Genomic DNA, 22,786 nt, shown 5'->3' with positions numbered 1-22,786 from the left:
TGGCGCACGTCTTTCAAATCATAAATTTGATATTGCGCAACAAGATAGGTCATTATATGACATATGAACAGTCATTCGGTAACCCAACACATTGTTTTATTTGAGGAAGCTGGCCAAAGGCTAGATAATTTCCTATTTCGCATGGCAAAAGGCGTGCCGAAAACGCATATTTATCGAATTATTCGGTCTGGAGAGGTCCGAGTTAATAAAAAAAGAGCTGATGCCAGCCAAAAAATACAAGAAGGGGATGTTTTACGTCTGCCACCGCTTCGTATTGCAGAAGTAAAGCCACCTAGCAATGAGTATCTTTCTGAGAAGATAAGCTCAGAAATAACCATTTTGCACGAAGATGATAGTATTTTAGTGGTTGATAAGCCATCTGGGATTGCAGTTCATGGGGGTTCTGGCGTCTCTTTGGGGCTCATTGAGGCCATGAGAGCCCAAAGACCGGATGCTAAGTTTCTAGAATTGGTGCATCGCTTGGATCGAGATACTTCTGGTATTTTGATGCTGGCCAAGAAGCGCAGCGCCTTGGTCCACCTTCATGAGCAAATCCGTGAAGGGAAAATGGAAAAACGTTATTTATTGATTGTTCATGGTGAGCTACCCGTATCGGGTAAGTCGATTCCATTGAAATACCCTTTGCTGAAGTATTTATTACCGAATGGCGAGAGGCGAGTGAGAGTGGCAACCGATGGTGGGCAGCTCAGTCATACCAATATCCGTGTAAAAGCCAATTATTTGGATGGTTTATGCAGTTTGGTGGAGGCCCAGTTAAAAACTGGACGGACTCATCAAATTAGGGTTCATCTCCAAGCCTATGGCCATCCGATTTTGGGGGATGACAAGTATGGCAATCAAGAGTTGGATAAGGTGGTTCGACCTAAACGCCTTTTATTGCACGCTCGACACTTGTCTTTTATCCATCCTAAAACTGAGCAGAAAATGACTTTTGAGGCTCCGATACCCGAAGCTTTTGAAAAGTTTGAAGCGAATTAACGCATTGAGGGTCGCTGCATAACGGGATATTGGATTAAAACTAAAATGGCGTCATTCAACAAAAATATTTATAAGGAGGCTTGATGAAGTTAGCTGCATTCCAGTACCAAACGCAACGTTATGTGGGGCTTGTCTCGAGTGACCTAAAAACAGTTACGCCTTTCAAGCTCTCTGATGAAGAGTCTCATCGAGGGGCTTTAACCATCATTGAAATGATGGCCGATGGAAAAACGTTGCCAGCGCAAGGGGCGCCGATTGCTCTTCAAGATGTTTGTCTTTTAGCACCCATTCCACAGCCTCGTAGGAATATCTTTTGTGTGGGTAAAAATTATTTAGACCATGTCAAAGAGATTAAAGATAGTAAGCTCGGTGAAGCGCAAGGAAGTATGGCTAATTTGCCAAAATTCCCAGTCATTTTTAGTAAAGTGCCAGAGTCTGTGATCGGGACTCATGTAGCCATTGAGAGTCACCCCACTGTGAGCCACGAGGTGGATTATGAGGCTGAGCTAGCATTGGTGATTGCTAAAAAGGGTAAAGGCATTAAAAAAGAAGACGTCAGTCAGTATGTGTGGGGTTACACCATCATCAATGATGTCAGTGCTCGTGATCTTCAGGCCAAGCATGTGCAATTTCATGTGGGTAAAAGTTTGGATACTTTCTGCCCTATGGGGCCTTGGTTGGTTTCTGCTGACGAGTTAGATGCAAGCTCTGCATCGATCCAATGTTGGGTGAATGGTGAACTTCGTCAAAGTGGTACAACCGAGCAATTGATTTTTGATATTCCAACCATTATCGAAAACCTCTCGGCAGGCATCACGCTCTACCCTGGTGATGTGATTGCTACAGGCACGCCGAGTGGCGTGGGTATGGGAATGAAGCCGCCACAATTCTTGAAGAAAGGCGACATCGTCAAAATTGAAATTGCGGGTATCGGTACTTTGGAAAATCCAGTGATCTAAACGCCACTTCACTCATACCAAAACCCTCTGATAAATACTTAGGAAGCCTACTTTGAAATACGAATTAATTGTTTGGGATTGGGATGGCACCTTGATGGATTCAACGCCAACAATTGTGCGTTGTATTCAGGATGCTTGCCGTGATTTGGATTTACCAATCCCCAACGATTCGATGGCGAGCCATGTTATTGGATTAGGCATTCAGGAAGCTTTGCGTCGAGCTGTGCCATCGGTTTCAGTTGAAGATCATCCGAAGTTAGTGGATCGTTTTAGGTTCCATTATTTATCAAAAGATCACGAGTTGAGTTTGTTTGAGGGCGCCAAAGATTTGTTGTGGGACCTCAAAGAAAAGGGGCATTTATTGGCTGTTGCAACAGGTAAGAGTCGCAAGGGTTTAAATCGGTCCTTGGACTTTCATGATTTGCACGAGGTCTTTGTTGATAGTCGAACACCTGACGAAACATTTGCTAAGCCACACCCTGGAATGTTGTTGGAGTTGTCGGAGTCTTTGATGGTGCCGATGGGAAAAGTATTGATGATTGGTGACACAACCCATGATTTATTGATGGCCAATAACGCGGGTGCTGATGCTGTGGCTGTAACGTATGGCGCTCACCCCATTAACGTACTTAAGACAGAAAATCCACTTGCCTGCGTGGCCAATATCCCGGAGTTAGCAAGCTGGCTTGCAGCTCATGCGTAATCAACTCGCTGGCGCAATACGCCTTTATAGAAAATAAAAGATAATTAACAAATTCATCCAAGCCGAATACATTACAAAGAAAGTTACTGAATGTCAGACGAAAAAGTTTGGGAGCGCCAAGCTCTAGAACATCTTCTTTTAGAAAATATGAGAGAGCAACGCCGTGGTCGACGTTGGAGAACTGCGCTTCGCCTAGTGACGCTCGTCATTTTTGTGGGTGTGGCCATTAATATTTTTGATCTTAATTTAAGTGGTCAGGCATCACTCGGTAAACATACCGCTCTTGTCAACTTGCAAGGCGAGATTGCTCCGAATACCTCTGCTAGTGCCGAGGCTATTAATTTGGCATTGAATGATGCTTTTCAAAATCCGGAGAGTGTCGGCGTGATTCTGCGTATCAATAGCCCAGGTGGTTCACCGGTGCAGTCGGGGATTATTCATGACGAAATGGTCCGCTTACGTGCTTTGTATCCACAAAAGCCATTGCATGTGGTTGTGGAAGAGGTTTGTGCGTCCGGTGGCTACTATGTGGCCGCAGCAGCAGATCGGATTTATGTTGATAAAGCCAGTTTGGTAGGCTCAATTGGTGTGATCATGGGTGGTTTTGGTGTCACAGGCTTAATGGATAAATTAGGTATTGAGCGTCGCGTGATTGCTGCTGGTAAAAACAAGGCTTTGTTAGATCCTTTTTCAAAAGAAGATCCTAAGCAAAAAGCATTTATTCAAGAGATGATCTTGGAGGTGCACGAGCAATTTATTAAAGTGGTGCGTGATGGTCGCGGTGAGCGTTTAAAAGAAACGCCAGAAATGTTTTCTGGTTTAGTTTGGAACGGCGCTCGTAGTATTGAGTTGGGTTTAACAGATGCGACAGGTACCGTCGATTCAGTGGCAAGAGATGTTCTCAAAGCCCCTGATGTTGTGGACTACACCACCAAAGAGAATTTAGCAGAGCGTGTGGCAAAGCGCTTTGGTGCTGCGATGGGCGAGGGCGCGACAAAAGTCCTTTTGCGTAATGAATTTTTACGTTATGGCAACTAAGTAGCAACTAAGCTAATAACAAAAAGACAGCAGGGCGTTGATGAAGAGCTTGGATTAATCCAGGCTCTTTTTTGATGGATGCTTGCCATGATGCAACCGTATGCGATTTGACCCACTCAGTTGGCAAACTCAAATCAGCTGCTACACAAATTTGCGTATTGGGATGAAGCGTTTGCAACATGGTTTCAATCATGGCGCTATTGCGATAGGGGGTTTCAATCCAGAGCTGGGTTTGATGTTTTCTCTTAGACTCTTGCTCTAGTTGTTTGAGGGTTGTCACTTTGTCGGCATGGTTCACGGGTAGGTAGCCATGAAACGCAAAGCTCTGACCGTTCATGCCACTGGACATCAGAGCTAACAAAAGAGAGCTGGGCCCTACAAGTGCTCGAACAGTAATACCAAGACGATGAGCGGCATTCACAATATCTGCACCAGGATCAGCAATGGCTGGCAAGCCAGCCTCCGACATCAAGCCTAAATCGTGCCCATCCAAAAGAGGTTGTAATAATTTCTTAAGGTCTACGTTTTCGCGACCCTGATGTTCTTTGCCAGGTCCGCGCCATTCTGACATCATCATTTCTTGCATGGGGCAAACGAGTGGGGTTTGAGTGGAGACTGCTTTTAAAAAGGATCGTGCTGTTTTGGCATTTTCAACAATCCAGTAACGCAGTTGTGCCGCTCGCATGATAGTGTCGATAGGTAAAATGCTCGAGAGCTGTTCTTCTCTGGCGTCATCGCCTAAGGTGTTCGGAATTAAATAGAGTGTGCCGCTCATAGAGACCCTGGTATTTTGAAGCCAGCATCACGCAGTAAGGTGCAAACGGCAATCAGAGGTAAGCCAATTAAGGCCGTTGGATCATCGCTTCGTACTTTTTCAAGCAAGCAAATGCCTAAGCCTTCTGATTTGGCACTACCGGCACAGTCATAGGGTGTTTCAGCAAGAAGATAGGCATGAAGCGTTGCATCATCTAAATCTCTAAAAGTAACTTCAGTAATGACATTCATGACTTGCGTGGCGCGACCTTTGGCTAAGCAAACTGCCGTGTGAAATCGCACAGTATTGCCGCGCAATGATTGAAGTTGTTGGAGGGCTTTGGCATGATCGCCAGGTTTACCCATGGCAAGACCATTTAAATCAACCACCTGATCCGAGCCGATCACCCATGCGTCAGTCTCCGTTTGGGAAATAGCCAAGGCTTTCGCCTCTGCCAAACGTAAAGCCATAGCCATTGGGGTTTCGCCTGTGAGTGCTTGCTCATCTACGGCAGGTGAAACGCATGAAAAAGGCAATCCTAAGCGTGTTAATAGCTCTTTTCTGTATTTTGAAGTGGATGCCAAAATCAATTTTTGGGGTGCGGATGGCAAAATAGTTGATAAATTACTTGGGCTTGGAACGGCGCTCATTTATGCTTTCGGTATGAATTCAAATAAAACAACACCCCATATTTTGCCGAATAACCCCAAAGATCTTCAATCAATTGATTTGAGGTCAGGGGCTACTTTTCTTGGTCAGGGTGCCTTGGACTTATCTTCCTTTCCTCGATTGTCACAGGAAATAGCCTCGGATAGCAATTTAAAGCCATCTCAAGTGCACTGGGAGTTGAGCACTTGGTTTGAAGAGCGTTTAGGTGGAATTCCCTTGCAATACATGCACTTACGTTTAGCGGTGGATCTGCCATTGCATTGCCAGGCCTGCTTTCAGCCTTACATGGAGTCTATCGACTCGGATCGAGATTACATCTTGTTTGACACGGAGGAAGAGGCTGAAGCGTGGGATATGGATGAGGAAAATCAAGATGCTGAAGATGCCTTGGTTAGCTCCGAAACCTTTAATTTGCTTGAAAATATGGAAGATGAGCTGCTCTTAAGTCTACCGCTTTCAGCTAGACACGCACCAGGTGAGTGCAAGGCTGAAGATCTGGCTAAAGTCACACAAAAGCTTAAAACAGGGTCGGAAGAGATCATTATTAAGAAGCCCAACCCATTTGCTATCCTAGAAAAGCTCAAGAAACAATGAGTTTGTGCTACAATCTTTGCTTCGTTTAGGAGTTAAAACATGGCTGTTCAACAGAATAAAAAATCACCATCAAAGCGTGGCATGCACCGTGCTCACGACTTTTTGACCGCACCTTCATTGGCAGTTGAGCCAACGACTGGTGAGGCGCACTTACGTCACCACATTAGCCCAAATGGCTACTACCGTGGTCGTAAAGTCATCAAAACTAAGAACGACTAATCTCCTACGAGAATAGAAGAAGCGGCACCTCGAGTGGCCGCTTTTTTCTTAATTAAGAATCTTAATGAGCGTCACGCTAGCTGTTGATGCGATGGGTGGAGACCACGGTCTAGTGGTCACGATACCCGCCAGCACAGATCTTCTGGCCGAGTTGCCAGACTTAAACATACGCCTTGTCGGAAACGCTGATTTAATTAATCAGGCGTTGGCTAAAGTGTCCCCTGAAATCAAGCAGCGGATCACGGTTGTTCATGCTTCGGAAGTGGTGACGATGGATGACTCCATTGAAGTTGCTTTGCGTAAGAAAAAAGATTCTTCGATGCGTGTTGCAGCTCAGCAAGTCAAAGACGGCTTGGCCGATGGTGCAGTTTCGGCTGGCAATACCGGTGCGCTCATGGCCATTTCACGATACGTACTCAAAACTTTAGATGGTATTGACCGTCCTGCGATTGCTGCGCCAATGCCTAACCAATCGGGTGGTGGGACTACCGTATTAGATTTAGGCGCTAACGCTGATTGTGAAGCAATGCATTTATTGCAGTTTGCTCAAATGGCTGATGTGATGGCTAGGGCTGTTGATGGCATTGCTCATCCAACGATAGGTTTGCTCAATATTGGCGAAGAAGTCATTAAGGGTAATCAGGTTGTTAAAGAAGCCGGTGAATTATTGCGACAAAGTAATCTCAACTTTTATGGCAACGTAGAAGGTAATGATATTTTTAAAGGCACAACAGATATTGTTGTTTGCGATGGTTTTGTGGGCAATGTGGCGCTAAAAACCACAGAAGGTCTGGCTCACATGATCTCTGATTTAATTAAAGAAGAATTTAGTCGTAACTGGTTAACTAAGTTGATGGCTTTGGCGGCTATGCCGGTTTTATTACGTTTTAAAAATCGTGTGGATCATCGTAACTACAACGGTGCTGTACTGTTGGGTTTGCGAGGCTTGGTATTGAAGAGTCATGGTTCCGCTGATAAAAAAGCGTACATGACGGCATTGCGAAGAGCTTATGAGGGTGCCAAAAATAATATGGTTGGTAAGGTTGCTGAAGCCTTTAAAGCATCAGAAGCCTTTAAGGCAGCTGAGGCGTTAAAGGTGACTCAGTCTGCGCAACAAAATCCGGAGGCGGTATGACACAAAATATGACTCCAAGAATTTATGCCAGAATTTTGGGGACTGGCAGCTACTTGCCTGCTAATAAAGTCACGAACGCTGACATCACAGAAAAATTAGCTAAAGATGGTATTGAGACCAGTGACGAGTGGATTTTTTCTAGAAGTGGCATCAGTGCGCGTCATTTTGCTGCAGATGGCGAGTTGACAAGTGATTTAGCTTTAAAAGCTGCTGAACGTGCTATTGAGGCCGCAGGTATTGATGCCAATGATCTTGATCTGATTATTTTAGCGACCTCTACACCGGATAATTTAGGTGGTTTTCCAAGTTCGGCTTGTGTCTTGCAAGATAAATTAAAAATTAACAATGGTTGCGCAGCATTTGATGTGCAAGCTGTGTGTTCAGGATTTGCGTATTCATTAGCGGTTGCGGATAACTTTATCCGCAGTGGCATGTACCAGAAAATATTAATTGTTGGCGCTGAAACTTTCTCACGCATTTTGAACTTCAAAGATCGTGGTACTTGCGTTCTTTTTGGAGATGGTGCCGGTGCTGTGGTGATCGGAGCAAGCGACGAGCCGGGCATTTTGGCTACAGCCATGCATGCGGATGGAAGTCATCGTGACATTCTTTGTGTTCCTGGCAGAGCTGATAATGGGGCATTAGAGGGCTCAGCATTCCTCACCATGGATGGTCAGGCGGTATTCAAGTTGGCTGTGAAAGTTCTAGAGCAAGTTGCTCAAGAGGTTTTAGAGAAAGCCAATATGAAACCGGAAAATATCGATTGGCTGATTCCGCATCAAGCGAATATCCGCATCATGGAAGGCACGGCTAAAAAACTAGGTATTGGGTTGGATCACGTGGTGGTCACAGTTCAAGATCATGGCAACACATCTGCCGCATCGATCCCGTTGGCATTGGATACAGCGATACGCTCTGGTCAAGTGAAGCGCGGTCAGCATCTTCTGATGGAAGGTGTGGGCGGAGGTTTTACTTGGGCGGCAGCTCTTGTCAGATATTAATTAATTGAAATAACAGGAAATTTAATGAAATTTGCTTTTGTATTCCCAGGTCAAGGCTCGCAAGCAGTGGGTATGTTGAATGCATGGGGTGACAACTCAGAAGTTAAAAAAACATTGGATGAAGCTTCAGAAGCTTTGGGTGAAGATGTTGCCAAGTTAATTGCTGAAGGTCCTGCTGAGGCGTTATCACTGACAACTAATACGCAGCCCGTGATGTTGACAGCCGGTGTGGCTTGTTACCGTGCTTGGTTAGCGGCGGGTGGTCCAGAAGCATCTGTGATGGCGGGCCATAGTCTAGGTGAATACGGCGCATTAGTTGCTTCAGGCGTGATTGCATTTAAGGATGCGGTTCCAATGGTTCGTTTCCGTGCGCAAGCCATGCAAGACGCAGTACCGGTTGGTACAGGCGGGATGGCTGCCATCTTGGGTATGGATGATGAGGCAGTTCGCCAAGTGTGTGCTGATGCTCAAGCTGCTACAGGTGAAGTGGTTGAGGCTGTGAACTACAACGCACCTGCTCAAGTAGTGATCGCGGGTTCAAAAGCAGCGGTTGAAAAAGCTTGTGAGTTGGCTAAAGCAGCAGGTGCTAAGCGTGCGCTACCGTTACCGGTATCAGCGCCATTCCACTCATCATTATTAAAACCAGCCTCTGAAAAATTAGAGACTTATTTAGCCGATAAAGTATTTCAAGCGCCACGCATTGATGTGATCAATAACGTGGATGTCACGATTTTGAAAGATCCTGCCGCTATTAAAAATGCCTTAGTGAGACAGGCAGCTTCACCAGTTCGTTGGGTTGAGACAGTTCAAGCGATGGCAGCTCAAGGGGTAACGCACGTGGTCGAGTGTGGTCCAGGCAAAGTATTAACTGGCATGACAAAACGCATTCATGGTGAATTAAATGGTTTGGCTGTTTATGATCCGGCAACCTTGGCTGAAACGTTGGCTGTGATTAAGGCGTAAAAGTCAGAGATCAGATTCAGAATAAAGCGACATACTTAAATTCAATAACGAACAATCGTCGGAGAAGCTTGTGACAACATTAACAGGACAAATTGCTTTAGTAACGGGTGCATCACGCGGCATTGGTCGCGCCATCGCCATGGAGTTGGCTAAGCAAGGTGCGATCGTGATCGGTACGGCAACGAGTGAGTCTGGTGCCAAAGATATTGATGCGGCATTAAAGCCAACGGGTGGTGCTGGTGCTGTATTGAATGTCAATGATGCGGCTGCTTGTGAAGCCTTGATTGATAGCGTTGTTAAAGAGCGTGGCACTTTGAGTATTTTGGTCAATAACGCAGGTATTACCCAAGATAACTTGGCGATGCGCATGAAGGATGAAGAGTGGTCATCCGTGATTGATACCAATTTAAGTGCAGTTTTCCGTTTGGCTCGTGGCGTTTTACGTCCAATGATGAAGGCTAAAGGTGGCCGAATCATCAATATCACCTCTGTAGTGGGTAGTAGCGGTAATCCGGGTCAAGCCAATTATGCAGCTGCAAAAGCAGGTGTAGCAGGTATGAGCCGTGCTTTGGCACGCGAAATTGGCAGTCGCAATATCACCGTCAACTGCGTAGCGCCTGGCTTTATTGACACAGATATGACAAAAGCACTGTCAGAAGAGCAACAAAATTCATTAAAAGTGAATATTCCGCTTCAACGCCTTGGAACACCTGAAGATATCGCCCATGCGGTGGCATTTTTAGCCTCTCCAGGGGCTGGTTACATCACTGGAACAACACTTCATGTGAATGGCGGACTATTTTTGAACTAAATTGGCATAATTAGCTGATAAAATCTTATTTCAATATTTTTACAACAACCCTTGGGGGATTAAATGGATAACATCGAACAACGCGTTAAGAAAATCGTAGCTGAGCAATTAGGCAAAGACGAAGCTGAAATCAAGAATGAATCATCTTTCGTTAATGACTTAGGTGCTGATTCTCTCGACACAGTTGAATTGGTCATGGCATTGGAAGATGAGTTCGGCATCGAGATTCCTGATGAAGAAGCTGAAAAAATCACTACTGTGCAATTGGCTATCGATTTCGCCAAGTCAAAGCAGGGCTAATTAGCTGTGAGCCAGTTGAAGGGGCAGCGCCGGGTTGTCGTTACCGGACTAGGCTTGGTTTCACCTGTAGGTAATACTGTAGGTGATGCTTGGGAAAATTTATTGGCGGGTCGCAGCGGTATTGCGACCCTCACTAAATTTGATCATTCTGGTTTGGCCGTGCATTTCGGCGGTGAGGTAAAGGGTTTCAATATCGAGGATTACATCCCCGCTAAAGAAGCTCGCCATATGGATACGTTTATTCATTATGGTATTGCCGCCGGTACTCAGGCATTCCGTGATTCTGGCTTAACGGTCACTGATGCAAATTCTGAAAGAATTGGTGTCATGGTGGGTTCAGGCATTGGTGGTTTACCAATGATTGAGGAAACCCATACTGAATACGTTAATCGTGGCGCACGTCGTATTTCGCCATTTTTTGTGCCTGGATCGATCATTAATATGATTTCTGGGCACCTCAGCATCAACTTGAACCTCAAAGGTCCTAACGTTGCTGCTGTAACTGCTTGTACAACCGGCTTACACAGTATTGGTTTGGCTGCACGCCTGATTCAGTACGGTGATGCAGATGTGATGTTGGCAGGCGGCGCTGAGTCAACGATTTCTCCATTGGGAGTGGGTGGTTTTGCTGCAGCGCGCGCACTTTCAACACGCAATGATGATCCAGCGACGGCTTCTCGCCCTTGGGATAAGGACCGTGATGGTTTTGTCCTAGGTGAGGGTTCAGGCGTGATGGTCTTAGAAGAATATGAACATGCTAAAGCTCGTGGCGCAAAAATTTACGCTGAGCTCGCTGGCTTTGGTATGAGTGGTGATGCGTATCACATGACTGCGCCGAATATGGATGGTCCGCGCCGTTGTATGGTGAATGCGCTAAAAGATGCGGGTGTTAATCCGGATCAAGTGCATTACGTCAATGCGCATGGCACATCAACACCATTGGGTGACAAGAACGAAACCGAGGCTTTGAAGGCTGCATTGGGACCTGCTATTAAGGGGGTTGTCGTGAACTCAACAAAGTCCATGACAGGTCACCTTCTCGGTGGTGCTGGCGGTTTAGAGTCTGTCTTTACAGTTTTGGCGCTTCATCACCAAAAGTCGCCTCCAACCATCAATATTTTCAATCAAGATCCTGAGTGTGATTTGGACTACTGTGCCAATACAGCTCGTGATATGAAGATTGATGTGGCGGTGAAGAATAACTTTGGTTTTGGTGGTACGAACGGAACAATCGTTTTCCGTAAAATTTAAGCTCTATCGTGCCAATCATTAGGCAAAAATAAATAAAGGTCTCTTAGGAGGCCTTTATTTATTGGCAAAAGCCCCCATTTAAGACTGGCTTAATATCTTTCAAGCAAAGTGTGACTGAATCCTCTAAAGTAATGGCTATGATGAAAAAACAACAATCCGTAATTTATTTAATTGGTGCTGCATTGGCACTAGGTTTAATGAATAGCTCTGCATGGGCCCAAGGTAATGCTAGCAAGCCGGTAGCGCCCGTGGCTGCAATTGCACAACCACCAGCCCCAGCAGTCAGAATTGGACCGGATTTTGCTGATCTAGTTGAGAAGGCCAACCCTGCAGTGGTCAATATTCGAACCACTGAAAAAGTAAATGTCAGGCAAGCCCAGCAGGGCTTTCCCGGTATACCTGGTATTCCAGGTTTGGATGATGATCAAGCGGAGTTTTTCCGTCGCTTCTTTGGTGTACCCATGCCAACTCCTAAGCAAGGCCCTAACAACAATAAGCAACCTCAGCAAGAAGAGCAAAACAGAGGTGTTGGATCAGGTTTCATTATTGAGAGCAATGGCTTTATTTTGACCAATGCCCACGTTGTAGACGGTGCAACAACGATTTATGTCACATTGCCAGATAAGCGTGAATTCAAAGCGAAATTAATTGGTGCCGATAAGCGCACAGATGTCGCTTTAGTCAAAATTGAAGCGAATGGTTTACCTCGCCTTCAGATTGGCGACTCTTCTAAAGTGCGAGTGGGTGAATGGGTGTTGGCTATTGGCTCACCATTTGGTCTCGAAAACACAGTGACTGCCGGAATCGTTTCGGCTAAGAGCCGAGACACCGGTGATTACTTGCCTTTTATTCAAACAGACGTTGCAGTTAACCCTGGCAACTCTGGTGGCCCATTATTAAATACTCGTGGAGAAGTAATCGGTATTAATTCTCAAATCTTTTCTCGATCAGGTGGCTACATGGGTATCTCCTTCGCGATTCCTATGGATGAAGCGATGCGTGTATCGAATCAGTTAAAGGTCAGCGGCAAAGTCAGCCGTGGGCGTATTGGTGTGGCCATTGCTGAAGTCAGTAAAGAGGTTGCGGAGAGTTTGGGTTTGACGAAGGCGCGCGGTGCTTTGGTGCGAAATGTTGAACCCGGTGCGCCTGCCGATAAAGCAGGGTTAGAAGCCGGGGATGTGATCCTAAGCTTCAATGATCGTTTGATTGATAAATCATCTGATTTACCAAGAATTGTGGGTGATACCAAGCCTGGTATAAAAGCAACTATGCAGGTCTGGCGTAAAGGTTCTCAAAAGGAACTTTCAGTTGTTGTGGCCGATCTTGAGCCTGCTGAAAAGGTAGCCGCTAAAAAACCAGATGCAGATACAGCCCCGAATGCGAAAAACAGCTTCAAAGTCGCTGTTACTGAACTCACAGACGCCAAGCGTCGCGAGTTAGGTATTAAGTCAGGTGTTGAGATCCAAAATCTAGCAGATGGTCCTCTTTCTAAAGCGGGTGCGCGAGTTGGTGATGTGATTGTCCGCGTTGCTGATATTGATGTCATAACGCCTAAGCAGTTTGAGACGGCATTAAAAGCCTTGCCCAAAAACAAAGCAGTCGCGGTATTTATTCGAAGAGCCAACAGTACGATTGTGATTCCTGTCAAACCTGGTTCTAACGATTAAAACTCAAATAACCCTCAGCTTGATTGGACTTTGATAGAAATTCAGGCTGAGGCTTGGTTACGACTACAATAGACAAAAGAGGCGTCTTATTGCAGTGCAATATGGTGTTGCATTGCGGCAAGCCGTTTTAAGGAATCCATGGATCACATACGTAACTTTTCTATTATTGCCCATATCGACCACGGTAAGTCGACCCTAGCAGACCGTATTATTCAGCTTTGTGGCGGTCTTTCAGACCGTGAAATGGAAGCTCAAGTCCTTGATTCAATGGACATTGAGAAAGAGCGTGGCATTACCATTAAGGCTCAAACAGCAGCACTTAGCTACAAAGCTCGTGATGGCAAAATTTATAACCTCAACTTAATTGACACTCCAGGACACGTTGACTTCTCCTATGAAGTGAGTCGCTCATTGTCAGCCTGTGAGGGTGCGCTATTGGTTGTGGATGCTAGTCAAGGCGTCGAAGCTCAAACAGTGGCTAACTGCTATACCGCTATTGAACTGGGTGTGGAAGTCGTGCCTGTTCTTAATAAGATTGATTTGCCCCAGGCAGATCCAGATCGCGCTAAACAAGAAATCGAGGATGTGATTGGTATCGATGCAACCGATGCCGTGTCTTGCTCTGCTAAGACGGGTTTAGGCGTGCAAGATGTTCTTGAGGATTTAATTAAAAAAGTACCTGCGCCTAAAGGGGATGCAACAGCACCACTTCAAGCCTTGATCGTTGATTCATGGTTTGATAACTATGTGGGTGTGGTGATGTTGGTTCGCGTGATCAATGGCACATTAAAACCCAAAGATAAAGTTTTATTGATGGCCTCTGGCACGCAGCATTTAGTGGAACATGTGGGTGTCTTTACGCCCAAGTCTGTTGATCGCGCAGAACTTTCTGCAGGTCAAGTAGGCTTCATTATTGCGGGCATTAAAGAGTTAAAGGCTGCTAAGGTGGGTGACACAGTTACTCATGCGCCTGGACAACAAAATAAAACAACATCCGTGGAACCTTTGCCCGGTTTTAAAGAAGTTCAGCCTCAGGTGTTTGCTGGTCTTTATCCAGTTGAGTCAAATCAATACGACGCGCTTCGCGAATCGTTAGAGAAGCTCAAGCTAAATGATGCGGCTTTGATGTATGAGCCTGAAGTCTCTCAAGCTTTAGGTTTTGGATTCCGCTGTGGATTCTTGGGTTTATTGCACATGGAGATCGTGCAAGAGCGCTTGGAGCGAGAGTTCAATATGGAACTCATTACAACAGCCCCAACAGTTGTCTATGAGGTAGAGTTAAAAGATGGTTCCAAAATTGTGGTGGATAACCCATCGAAGATGCCGGATCCAAGCCGAATTGAAGTCATTCTAGAACCTATCGTGGTGGTGAACTTATTTATGCCGCAAGAGTATGTAGGTTCAGTGATTACTTTATGTACTGGTAAGCGTGGTATCCAGATGGATATGCAGTACGTTGGGCGCCAAGTCAAACTCACTTATGAGATGCCGATGGGTGAGATTGTTTTGGATTTCTTTGATCGTTTGAAATCAATTTCACGCGGTTACGCCTCCATGGATTACGAATTTAAAGAGTACCGTCCTTCGGATGTGGTGAAGGTCGATATTCTGATTAATAGTGAAAAAGTAGATGCGCTTTCTATCATTGTTCACCGCAGTAACAGCCAGTATCGAGGTCGTGAAGTGGTTGCCAAAATGCGTGAGATTATTCCGCGTCAAATGTTTGATGTGGCAATTCAGGCTGCAATTGGCAGTGGCATCATTGCACGTGAGAACGTCAAGGCGTTACGTAAAAACGTATTAGCAAAATGCTATGGTGGCGACATCACGCGTAAGAAAAAGTTATTAGAGAAACAAAAAGAAGGTAAGCGCCGCATGAAGCAAGTGGGCAGCGTTGAGATTCCACAAGAAGCCTTCTTGGCCATTCTTCAAGTAGAGGATAAATGATGAACTTTGCGCTCATTCTTTTTATCTTGGTGGTGGTGACCGGTGTCGCTTGGGTTGCAGATAAGCTTGTCTTTGCGCCTAAGAGAAGGGCTGCTGGCATCGATCGCATGCCTCTTTGGTTGGAGTACACCGCTAGTTTTTTCCCAGTTATTTTTGCAGTATTCTTTTTGCGCTCATTTTTGTGTGAGCCATTTAAGATTCCCTCTGGCTCGATGATTCCTTCGTTGATGATCGGCGATTTCATTTTGGTCAACAAATACACCTATGGTGTTCGCTTGCCGGTTATCAATAAAAAAATCATTGAGATGAATTTACCTGAGCGTGGTGATGTTGCTGTATTTCGTTACCCAATGGATGAGTCTGTTGACTATATCAAGCGTGTTATTGCCTTGCCTGGCGATGTAATATCCTATAAAGACAAACGCTTAACTTTAAATGGCCAGCCTTTAACGTATGAAGCTAAGCCGGACTATCTTGATCCAGAGACGCTGTCTTATGTAAAGTTCTATCGCGAAACTTTCCCTAAAGAGTTTGGTGGTTACGCCCACAATATTCTGAATCATCCAGAGCGTGTGAGTGGTATTTTTAATCAATCACAGTTTGCTTATTCAGAAAACTGCGAGTACAACTTTTCTGGGGTCACCTGTACTGTCCCACCTGGGCATTACTTTGTGATGGGTGATAACCGTGATAATTCAGCGGATTCACGCTATTGGGGGTTTGTTCCAGAGGCTAACTTGGTTGGCAAAGCATTCTTTGTTTGGATGAATCTCGGCGATTTAAAACGCATTGGGCGTTTTGAGTGAGCAAAGTGGTTAAGACGGATATGAGCTCGCGCTTACCCCCAGATTTAAAAAATCTGCAGGAGCGTTTGGGTTATACCTTTTTAAAACCGGACTTATTGATCCAAGCCCTCACACATCGTAGTCATAGTAAAAAAAATAATGAGCGCTTAGAGTTCTTGGGTGACTCGGTACTGAACTGCACCGTTGCTGAAATACTTTATGAGCGATATACCGACTTGGATGAAGGTGATCTATCTCGTGTGCGAGCCAATTTAGTGAAGCAACAAGCGCTTTATGAAATTGCACAAGCCTTGCACCTATCAGATTGCTTGCGTTTGGGTGAGGGTGAGCTTAAGAGTGGTGGATTTAAACGCCCATCGATCTTGGCCGATACCTTTGAGGCCGTAGTAGGGGCAATCTTCCTTGATTCTGGTTTTGATGCGTCTAAAAAAGTCTTAAAGAAATGGTATTCACAAATTCTGGAGCACGTTGACCCTAGAACTTTGGGTAAGGACGATAAAACGCTTTTGCAAGAATACTTGCAAGGTCATCAACTGCCGTTACCTATCTATAACGTTATTGCCACAACCGGTGTTGCCCACAACCAGCAATTTGAAGTGGAATGCTCGATACCGAGTTTAAAGATTATTTTGAACGGTAAAGGTGCTTCTCGAAGAGCTGCGGAGCAAGTGGCGGCTAAAAATTCCTTAGAGGCCGCACAAAAAGCGGTTTCTCAAAGTGGACGGCAGCCTAAAAAAACCAAAGCGACGAAAAAGAAGGCGTCTTTAGTGACGACTCCTGATCCAACGGATGATCAGTTAAATCTGAAATTGAAGTCCGAGTAAAGAAATAGATTGATAACGCCAAATAATAAAAAAAAGAACATAAAAGGATTGAAACCACATGACATTTAGATGCGGAACGATTGCCATAGTAGGACGCCCTAACGTTGGTAAGTCAACGCTATTGAATGCGCTTGTGGGGCAGAAGGTTAGTATTACTTCTCGTAAAGCGCAAACCACACGCCATCGTATTTTAGGTTTGCAGACCACTGACACGGCCCAATTTATCTTGGTCGATACACCGGGTTTTCAAACCAAGTACAACAATGCCATGAATAAGGTGATGAACCGCACGGTTAGAACTACCATGGCTGACGTTGATCTGATTTGTTTTGTGGTGGAGTCGGGGTACTGGAGTAAAGCGGATGAGCAGGTATTAGAGTTGTTGCCAAAAGATATACCGGTGGTCTTGCTCGCTAATAAATTAGATGTCTTTGCATCAAGAGCCGATGCACCAGAGGATCGTGATCAAAAGCTATTCACTTTCATGCGTGAAATGAGTGAGAAATTTGAATTCTCTGAAATCATTCCAATGACTGCCAAGAATGCTGAAGATGTGAAACGTTTATTAAGTTTCATGGAGCCGTACTTGCCAGAGCAAGAAGCCATTTACGATCCTGAAATGTTGACGGATCGTAGTGAGAAGTTTTTAGCTGCAGAAATTCTGCGCGAAAAGGTATTCCGTTACACAGGTGATGAGTTGCCTTATGCCAGTGCTGTTGTGATTGATGAATTCAAGATGGATGGCAAGATGCGCCGTATCGCTGCCACGATTCTTGTGGATCGTGAAAGTCATAAAGCCATGGTGATTGGTGAGAAAGGCGCTAAGCTTAAGCGCATTTCAACTGAAGCCCGTATTGATATGGAGAAGTTATTTGACGGTAAAGTTTTCTTAGAAACTTGGGTCAAGGTCAAGGGTGGATGGGCGGACGATCGAGTTATTCTGCGTGAGCAGGGTATCGAGTAACAGAGTCTAGTATGGCGACCCGTGTATCCGACGAGCCAGCCTTTGTGCTTCATAGTATTCCCTATAAAGAAACCAGCTTAATTCTGGATGTTTTTACGCGCTCTTATGGTCGCATGGCTTTAATTGCTAAAGGTGCGAAAAGACCTCATTCTGTTTTGCGCCCTGTCTTGCAAAGATTCCAGCCATTGGCTGTTTCTTGGAGTGGTAAAAGTGAGCTAAGGACCATGACCAAGGCGGAGTGGCTGGGTGGTGTGCCTCCTTTGGTGGGGGATGCCTTGTTGTGTGGCTTTTACCTTAATGAGCTCTTGGTTAAGTTCACCGCGCGCGAAGACTCCCATGAGGATCTTTACGACGAGTACTCCAAAACAGTTCATTTATTGGGCCAAGATCCAACTGATCTCGAACCTATTCTCAGACCATTTGAAATAACACTGCTAAAAGAAACAGGATTTGCGGCAGCCCTTGATCGTTGCATTGATAGCTACGATGGTTTTGAAGATGACGAGCATTATGTTTACCAACCTGAGCGTGGCATCCGCAAGCTTCAGGCGGATGATCCAGGTCATTGGCCGGTCATGACGGGTAAGCACTTACGCTGTATGAATGCACAAGACTACAGCGATAGAGATACCCTGACCCAAAGTAAATCCTTAACGCGTTTCATCCTTGGTTTGCATCTTCAAGATCAAGCCATGATGACTCGTCAGATTTTGATTGATTTGAAAAAGATCTAATTGGAGGCCGAGATGAAAAAAAACTCACAAGTCGAGAAGACAAAATTAAAATTCTGGGATTTCTTGAATTCCAATTCTATTCAAGGCGCTAACATGCAGGATCAAGCATCTTTAAAGACGGTTGTATTCTCCCCAATAGGGTCTCTTGGATTAGTTGCTCCTCAAAGAGGATTATTAAAGCGCCGTTCGATTATTGAACTTTGAACAAAGTATCTGTAGTTCTTTAAAATTAAAAATTATGGCAAACCAATTGCAACCTAAAAATATCATTGATCTAGGTATCAACATCGACCACGTCGCTACGCTTAGAAATGCGCGTGGTACCGTTTACCCTGATCCATTAAAAGCTGCTCAATTAGCAGAGCAATATGGCGCTGATTTAATTACTTTGCACTTAAGAGAAGATCGCCGGCATATCAAAGATGCTGATTTAATCGCTATGCGACCTTTGATTAAAACCCGTATGAATCTAGAGTGTGCCGTTACACAAGAAATGATTGATATTGCTTGTCAAGTTAAGCCTCATGACGTTTGTTTGGTGCCAGAAAAGCGCCAAGAAGTAACCACTGAAGGTGGCTTGGATGTGATTGGGCAATTTGATTTAATTAAGAAAGCCACTCAGCAACTTCTCCAAGCAGGCATCACTGTTTCTATTTTTATTGACCCCGATGAGAAGCAAATTGCAAAAGCCAAAGAGGCTGGTGCAACAGTCATTGAGTTACACACCGGTAAATATGCTGACACGAATGGTCAAGAGCAGTTGGCAGAACTGCAGCGCATTAAAAAAGCGGCTCAATTTGGTCAGTCCATCGGATTAAAGGTCAATGCAGGTCATGGCTTGCACGAGGGTAACGTTCAGCCTGTGGCTGAAATACTAGAAATAGCAGAATTGAATATTGGGCATGCAATTGTGGCTGAAGCTGTTTTCAAAGGCTGGCAAGCCGCTATTCAAGATATGAAAGCGCTTATGTTTTCTGCCAGAGAAAAAGCCATGAAAGCGCAGAAATGAAAGTGAACTCATGATCGCTGGTGTTGGTACAGACATCTTAAAGATGGATCGCTTAATTGCGAGCTATCAGCGTACTAATGGGCGTTTGGCAGAGCGTATCTTAGGCCCCGATGAAATGATGGTTTTTAAAGCTCGCTTGGCGCGTAACGAATCAAGAGGGATGGCTTATTTGGCGACTCGGTTTGCTGCAAAAGAAGCTTTTTCAAAAGCCATTGGTTTAGGTATGCGTAGCCCGATGTCTTGGCGTGTGATGCAAACACTCAATGATCCTAGTGGTAAACCGGTGGTTAAATGTTCCGGTGCGCTAGAGCAGTTCATGCAGGATAAGTTTTTCACAGCGCAGGTTAGTATCAGCGATGAAGTGGATATGGCCATTGCTTTTGTGGTGGTAACCTATGGAACGCCTGTGGTAACTGGCGTGACAGACTATAAAGATTTAGGCGGCTCTTAGCCAAAGAGAGCCAGGGCTAATTAAAGCAAATACAGAAATTAAATACTCATTAATTAATAAAAATTCAATCATGGCTAAAAATCCAGTATTCAAAGCAGGTCCCATCGTTCTTGATGTGGTTGGTAAAACCTTAAGCAAAGAAGATATTCGTCGTATAGCGCACCCTAAAACAGGTGGTGTTATTTTGTTTGGTCGAAATTATCAAGATCGCAAACAACTGACTGCTTTAACGAAGGCTATTAAAGCTGTGAGAGCGGACGTCATGATCAGTATTGATCATGAGGGTGGTCGTGTGCAACGCTGTCGCACGGATGGCTTTACACATTTACCAGCCATGAAAAAGTTAGGTGATATCTGGAGCAATTTTGGTAAAAAAGCGAGTGCAGAGCATGCGCTCTTGGCCATGAATGCTGCGACTTCCGTTGGCTTTGTATTGGCTAGCGAGTTAAGAGCTTGTGGTGTGGACTTCAGTTTCACACCGGTATTGGATTTAGATTTTGGTAGAAGTGGCGTGATTGGTGACCGTTCCTTCCATCGTGATCCTCAGATAGCTGCCACTTTGGCGAAGAGCTTGAACCATGGTTTGCAACTAGCGGGCATGTCCAACTGTGGCAAGCACTTCCCAGGTCATGGATGGGCTGAGGCAGATTCTCATATCGCCATTCCGGTTGATGAGCGATCACTACAGCAGATCATGCAAGATGATGCGAAGCCTTATGAGTATCTTGGTTTAGGTTTAGCCTCAGTTATGCCAGCGCATGTGATCTATCCTAAAGTTGATAAAAACCCAGCTGGTTTCTCAAAAGTTTGGTTACAAGATATTCTCAGAAAGCAGTTGCAGTTCACAGGAGTCATCTTTAGCGATGATTTATCGATGGAGGGTGCATCTGTAGCAGGTAGCGTGGTTAAAGGCGCTGAGATGGCTTTAAAAGCAGGCTGTGATCAAGTTTTGATTTGTAATCGCCCTGATTTGGCAGATCAATTGTTAAATGAATTGGTCTTCAATCAAAAGGCATTTGAGGTATCAAGAGCCCGCTTGCAAAAACTCATGCCAAGCTCGGCTGCGCTCAATTGGGATGATCTGCAAAATAGCCCTGATTATCAGCGAGCCATCGCCCAGTTGAAACAACTTAAGTTAATTACTGTTTAATTGAAGTAAAGATAGAGTTGATATATCTATTACCAAAAGGACACAAGATGAATTGGTGTGGCAAACAGAGTTTTAAAAAATTATGGTTGTTGAGGACTTTTTGCGGATTGTCTTTGTTTGCTCAGTTAAGCTTTTTGAATACGGCCTATGCGGCTCATCCTTTGGTGTCTGAAGATACTGGAACGCAGGGAGTGGGCGGCTATCAGATAGAAGTTAATGCAGATTGGTTAAAAGATGAGGGAGTTAAGAGTAGGGTAGCCACCGCTACGCTTACCAAAGGTGTATTGGAAAACTTAGATACTTTTATCAATCTACCTTATACGACTTCAGAGCCCAATGGTATTAATGATGTTAGCGTGGGTTTCAAGTGGCGATTCTTTGATGCTGACGGATTCTCTGTGGGTTTAAAACCGGAGTATCGATTTGCTTCAGGTGATCAAGAAAAGAGCTTGGGTGATGGGCGTTCAGGTGAGAGTCTAACTTTGATGACTCAGTATATGTGGGGAAGATTTACATGGCTTTTTAATGCGGGATTTGAGCATCATCGTTATTCAGATCCGGCAAAGAATGATGAGTCTCGCAAATATATTCAAAAATCATCCGTAGCTATGTTGTATGCCATTAATGATCAGTGGACAGCATTAATTGATTCGGGAGTGAAATCCCATGTAAGCAAGCAAGAAAAATCTGATCCCCAGTTTGTTGTTCTGGGTTTAATTCATCAAGTTAGCGATGATCTTGACTTGGATATTGGGTATAAAAAAGCATTGAATCATACTGACATAGATAAGCAGATTGGTATGGGTATGACTTACCGATTTAAGTAATGGTAAAGGCCTGGATAATTACCCAAGTCGTCATCTTTATCCATATTGGCGGCGTGTATTAGGCTAAACGGACTTTAGCCGTTAAGAACTCCTTATCGCCATGCTGGTCTTCAGCTAAGCGCAGAGCTTCTCTTTCAAACTCAATAATCCCAGAGTTAAGTCTTTGGCGGTCGAGTGAGATCACATAGGTCCACACCAGGCTGCGATCTTTTCTTTTAAATACGTCTACGATTTTTCTCATAATTGTCTCTTTTTATAGCTCAGCTAAGTTACCACTGAGTTGTTTCAAATTTACTACAAACTACTATATTTAGTTATTGGTGTTTCCCATACCCCTAGCTGTTGTATTGCTTACAAGAAATTTGTTATTTATCACACAAACAATATATAATTAAATATATTATTAAGGAATTAATTAATAAGTGTTTGTTAAACAAGGAGAAATAAAATATGAGTGATAAAAATAGCTCTAGTCATTTGAAGGCTGATCTCAGTCCAGGATGGAGTCCTTACCTAGCAGGTGCATTGGTTGGCGTGTTAGCCATCATCTCGGTGTATCTCACAACGACCTTATTGGGTAAATCAACGTATTTAGGCGCCTCAACAACGTTTGTTAGAGCTGCTGGATTTTTATTCCAAGGCATAGATCCAGCACATGTTGCTGAGAATGCGTATTACATGAAAGAGAAGATCAAAGTAGATTGGCAGTTCATGATCCTGATTGGTATTTTCTTTGGCGCATTGATTTCTTCTCTAACAGATAAGAGTTTCAAATTTGAAGGTGTACCGCCGATTTGGGAAAAAAGATTTGGATCTTCTGTAATGAAGCGTGCTGTGTTTTCATTCTTTGGCGGCATCATCGCCATGGTTGGTGCACGATTAGCGGATGGTTGTCCAAGTGGTCATGGTCTAAGCGGCATGATGCAGTTATCAGTTAGTGCTTTTGTAGCGTTAGCATTTTTCTTTGGTATCGGCGCACTAGTTGCTAACTTTATTTATAGAAAGGTTTAA

At 44.5% G+C, this 22,786-nt stretch carries 27 protein-coding genes; 24 read left to right on the top strand and 3 right to left on the bottom strand.

Annotated elements, in window-relative coordinates:
* Positions 1–63: 63 nt before the first annotated feature.
* The 4 genes from ICN28_RS02645 (at position 64) to ICN28_RS02630 (ending at position 3,699) form a co-directional block, all read left to right on the top strand.
* Positions 64–999: an RluA family pseudouridine synthase gene (locus tag ICN28_RS02645; RefSeq protein WP_216286015.1), complete on the top strand. Its 936-nt coding sequence runs from the start codon at positions 64–66 to the stop codon at positions 997–999.
* An 83-nt stretch (positions 1,000–1,082) separates the two neighbouring features.
* A complete protein-coding gene (locus ICN28_RS02640; protein WP_216286014.1) occupies positions 1,083–1,958 on the top strand; it encodes a fumarylacetoacetate hydrolase family protein in 876 nt (291 codons plus the stop codon).
* 52 nt (positions 1,959–2,010) lie between these two features.
* A complete protein-coding gene (locus ICN28_RS02635) occupies positions 2,011–2,661 on the top strand; it encodes an HAD-IA family hydrolase (RefSeq protein WP_255536089.1) in 651 nt (216 codons plus the stop codon).
* 90 nt (positions 2,662–2,751) lie between these two features.
* Entirely contained in the window at positions 2,752–3,699 is a 948-nt protein-coding gene (locus ICN28_RS02630) for a S49 family peptidase (protein WP_216286013.1), read from the top strand.
* 7 nt (positions 3,700–3,706) lie between these two features.
* On the opposite strand, the gene ICN28_RS02625 is transcribed toward ICN28_RS02630, so the two are convergent.
* Positions 3,707–4,474, bottom strand: coding sequence for an SAM-dependent methyltransferase (locus ICN28_RS02625; protein ID WP_216286012.1), 768 nt, complete (start codon positions 4,472–4,474; stop codon positions 3,707–3,709).
* Positions 4,471–5,103, bottom strand: coding sequence for a Maf family nucleotide pyrophosphatase (locus ICN28_RS02620; protein ID WP_216286011.1), 633 nt, complete (start codon positions 5,101–5,103; stop codon positions 4,471–4,473). Before ICN28_RS02620 ends, ICN28_RS02625 begins: the two co-directional genes overlap by 4 nt.
* Positions 5,104–5,116: 13 nt before the next feature.
* Here ICN28_RS02620 and ICN28_RS02615 point away from each other — a divergent pair, with 13 nt between their 5' ends.
* The 19 genes from ICN28_RS02615 to ICN28_RS02525 all read left to right on the top strand — a co-directional run bounded on the left by ICN28_RS02615 (position 5,117) and on the right by ICN28_RS02525 (position 21,775).
* Positions 5,117–5,716, top strand: a complete 600-nt coding sequence (locus tag ICN28_RS02615; protein WP_216286010.1) for a DUF177 domain-containing protein — start codon at positions 5,117–5,119, stop codon at positions 5,714–5,716.
* A gap of 39 nt (positions 5,717–5,755) precedes the next feature.
* Complete coding sequence (gene rpmF / locus ICN28_RS02610; protein ID WP_216286009.1) at positions 5,756–5,935, top strand: 50S ribosomal protein L32; 180 nt, start codon at positions 5,756–5,758, stop codon at positions 5,933–5,935.
* A gap of 64 nt (positions 5,936–5,999) precedes the next feature.
* Positions 6,000–7,070, top strand: coding sequence for a phosphate acyltransferase PlsX (gene plsX / locus ICN28_RS02605; protein WP_216286007.1), 1,071 nt, complete (start codon positions 6,000–6,002; stop codon positions 7,068–7,070).
* A complete protein-coding gene (locus ICN28_RS02600) occupies positions 7,067–8,071 on the top strand; it encodes a beta-ketoacyl-ACP synthase III (protein ID WP_370626432.1) in 1,005 nt (334 codons plus the stop codon). The genes plsX and ICN28_RS02600 overlap by 4 nt, the downstream gene beginning before the upstream one ends.
* 24 nt (positions 8,072–8,095) lie before the next feature.
* Positions 8,096–9,034, top strand: a complete 939-nt coding sequence (gene fabD, locus ICN28_RS02595; RefSeq protein WP_216286005.1) for an ACP S-malonyltransferase — start codon at positions 8,096–8,098, stop codon at positions 9,032–9,034.
* A gap of 70 nt (positions 9,035–9,104) precedes the next feature.
* A complete protein-coding gene (gene fabG, locus ICN28_RS02590; protein ID WP_216286003.1) occupies positions 9,105–9,845 on the top strand; it encodes a 3-oxoacyl-ACP reductase FabG in 741 nt (246 codons plus the stop codon).
* A 63-nt stretch (positions 9,846–9,908) separates the two neighbouring features.
* On the top strand, positions 9,909–10,145 hold the full coding sequence (acpP, locus tag ICN28_RS02585; protein ID WP_089515466.1) for an acyl carrier protein: 237 nt from the start codon (positions 9,909–9,911) through the stop codon (positions 10,143–10,145).
* A gap of 15 nt (positions 10,146–10,160) precedes the next feature.
* Positions 10,161–11,396, top strand: a complete 1,236-nt coding sequence (gene fabF / locus ICN28_RS02580) for a beta-ketoacyl-ACP synthase II (RefSeq protein ID WP_216862376.1) — start codon at positions 10,161–10,163, stop codon at positions 11,394–11,396.
* Between the two features lie 197 nt (positions 11,397–11,593).
* Entirely contained in the window at positions 11,594–13,063 is a 1,470-nt protein-coding gene (locus tag ICN28_RS02575; RefSeq protein WP_370626453.1) for a DegQ family serine endoprotease, read from the top strand.
* A gap of 138 nt (positions 13,064–13,201) precedes the next feature.
* Positions 13,202–15,010: a translation elongation factor 4 gene (gene lepA, locus ICN28_RS02570; RefSeq protein ID WP_216285998.1), complete on the top strand. Its 1,809-nt coding sequence runs from the start codon at positions 13,202–13,204 to the stop codon at positions 15,008–15,010.
* The gene (gene lepB / locus ICN28_RS02565) at positions 15,010–15,816 is read left to right on the top strand and encodes a signal peptidase I (protein WP_216286857.1); all 807 of its coding nucleotides are present in this window, start codon (positions 15,010–15,012) and stop codon (positions 15,814–15,816) included. Before lepA ends, lepB begins: the two co-directional genes overlap by 1 nt.
* A 20-nt stretch (positions 15,817–15,836) precedes the next feature.
* Positions 15,837–16,640, top strand: coding sequence for a ribonuclease III (gene rnc, locus ICN28_RS02560; protein WP_216285997.1), 804 nt, complete (start codon positions 15,837–15,839; stop codon positions 16,638–16,640).
* Between the two features lie 58 nt (positions 16,641–16,698).
* A complete protein-coding gene (gene era / locus ICN28_RS02555) occupies positions 16,699–17,604 on the top strand; it encodes a GTPase Era (protein WP_216285996.1) in 906 nt (301 codons plus the stop codon).
* 11 nt (positions 17,605–17,615) lie between these two features.
* Positions 17,616–18,338, top strand: coding sequence for a DNA repair protein RecO (gene recO, locus ICN28_RS02550; protein ID WP_216285995.1), 723 nt, complete (start codon positions 17,616–17,618; stop codon positions 18,336–18,338).
* Between the two features lie 12 nt (positions 18,339–18,350).
* Positions 18,351–18,542 (top strand): hypothetical protein, encoded by a 192-nt coding sequence (locus tag ICN28_RS02545; protein ID WP_216285994.1) that lies wholly within the window; start codon positions 18,351–18,353, stop codon positions 18,540–18,542.
* A 34-nt stretch (positions 18,543–18,576) separates the two neighbouring features.
* Positions 18,577–19,347 carry a pyridoxine 5'-phosphate synthase gene (gene pdxJ, locus ICN28_RS02540; RefSeq protein WP_216285993.1) on the top strand — a complete coding sequence of 257 codons (771 nt, stop codon included), beginning with the start codon at positions 18,577–18,579 and terminating at the stop codon, positions 19,345–19,347.
* Positions 19,348–19,357: 10 nt separating this feature from the next.
* A complete protein-coding gene (gene acpS, locus ICN28_RS02535; RefSeq protein WP_216285992.1) occupies positions 19,358–19,798 on the top strand; it encodes a holo-ACP synthase in 441 nt (146 codons plus the stop codon).
* 70 nt (positions 19,799–19,868) lie between these two features.
* The gene (nagZ, locus tag ICN28_RS02530) at positions 19,869–20,948 is read left to right on the top strand and encodes a beta-N-acetylhexosaminidase (protein ID WP_216285991.1); all 1,080 of its coding nucleotides are present in this window, start codon (positions 19,869–19,871) and stop codon (positions 20,946–20,948) included.
* 113 nt (positions 20,949–21,061) lie between these two features.
* Positions 21,062–21,775: a transporter gene (locus ICN28_RS02525; RefSeq protein ID WP_216285989.1), complete on the top strand. Its 714-nt coding sequence runs from the start codon at positions 21,062–21,064 to the stop codon at positions 21,773–21,775.
* Positions 21,776–21,833: 58 nt separating this feature from the next.
* Here ICN28_RS02525 and ICN28_RS02520 read toward each other — a convergent pair whose 3' ends face one another.
* On the bottom strand, positions 21,834–22,016 hold the full coding sequence (locus ICN28_RS02520; protein ID WP_216285987.1) for a hypothetical protein: 183 nt from the start codon (positions 22,014–22,016) through the stop codon (positions 21,834–21,836).
* Between the two features lie 209 nt (positions 22,017–22,225).
* On the opposite strand from ICN28_RS02520, the gene ICN28_RS02515 reads away from it, so the two are divergent.
* Entirely contained in the window at positions 22,226–22,786 is a 561-nt protein-coding gene (locus tag ICN28_RS02515; protein WP_216285985.1) for a YeeE/YedE thiosulfate transporter family protein, read from the top strand.

This window comes from Polynucleobacter sp. 30F-ANTBAC (assembly GCF_018882385.1).
In the GTDB taxonomy this organism is placed as follows: Bacteria; Pseudomonadota; Gammaproteobacteria; order Burkholderiales; family Burkholderiaceae; genus Polynucleobacter.
The sequence above is the reverse complement of the archived record's forward strand: the minus strand, read 5'-3'. Positions and strand labels throughout refer to the sequence as shown.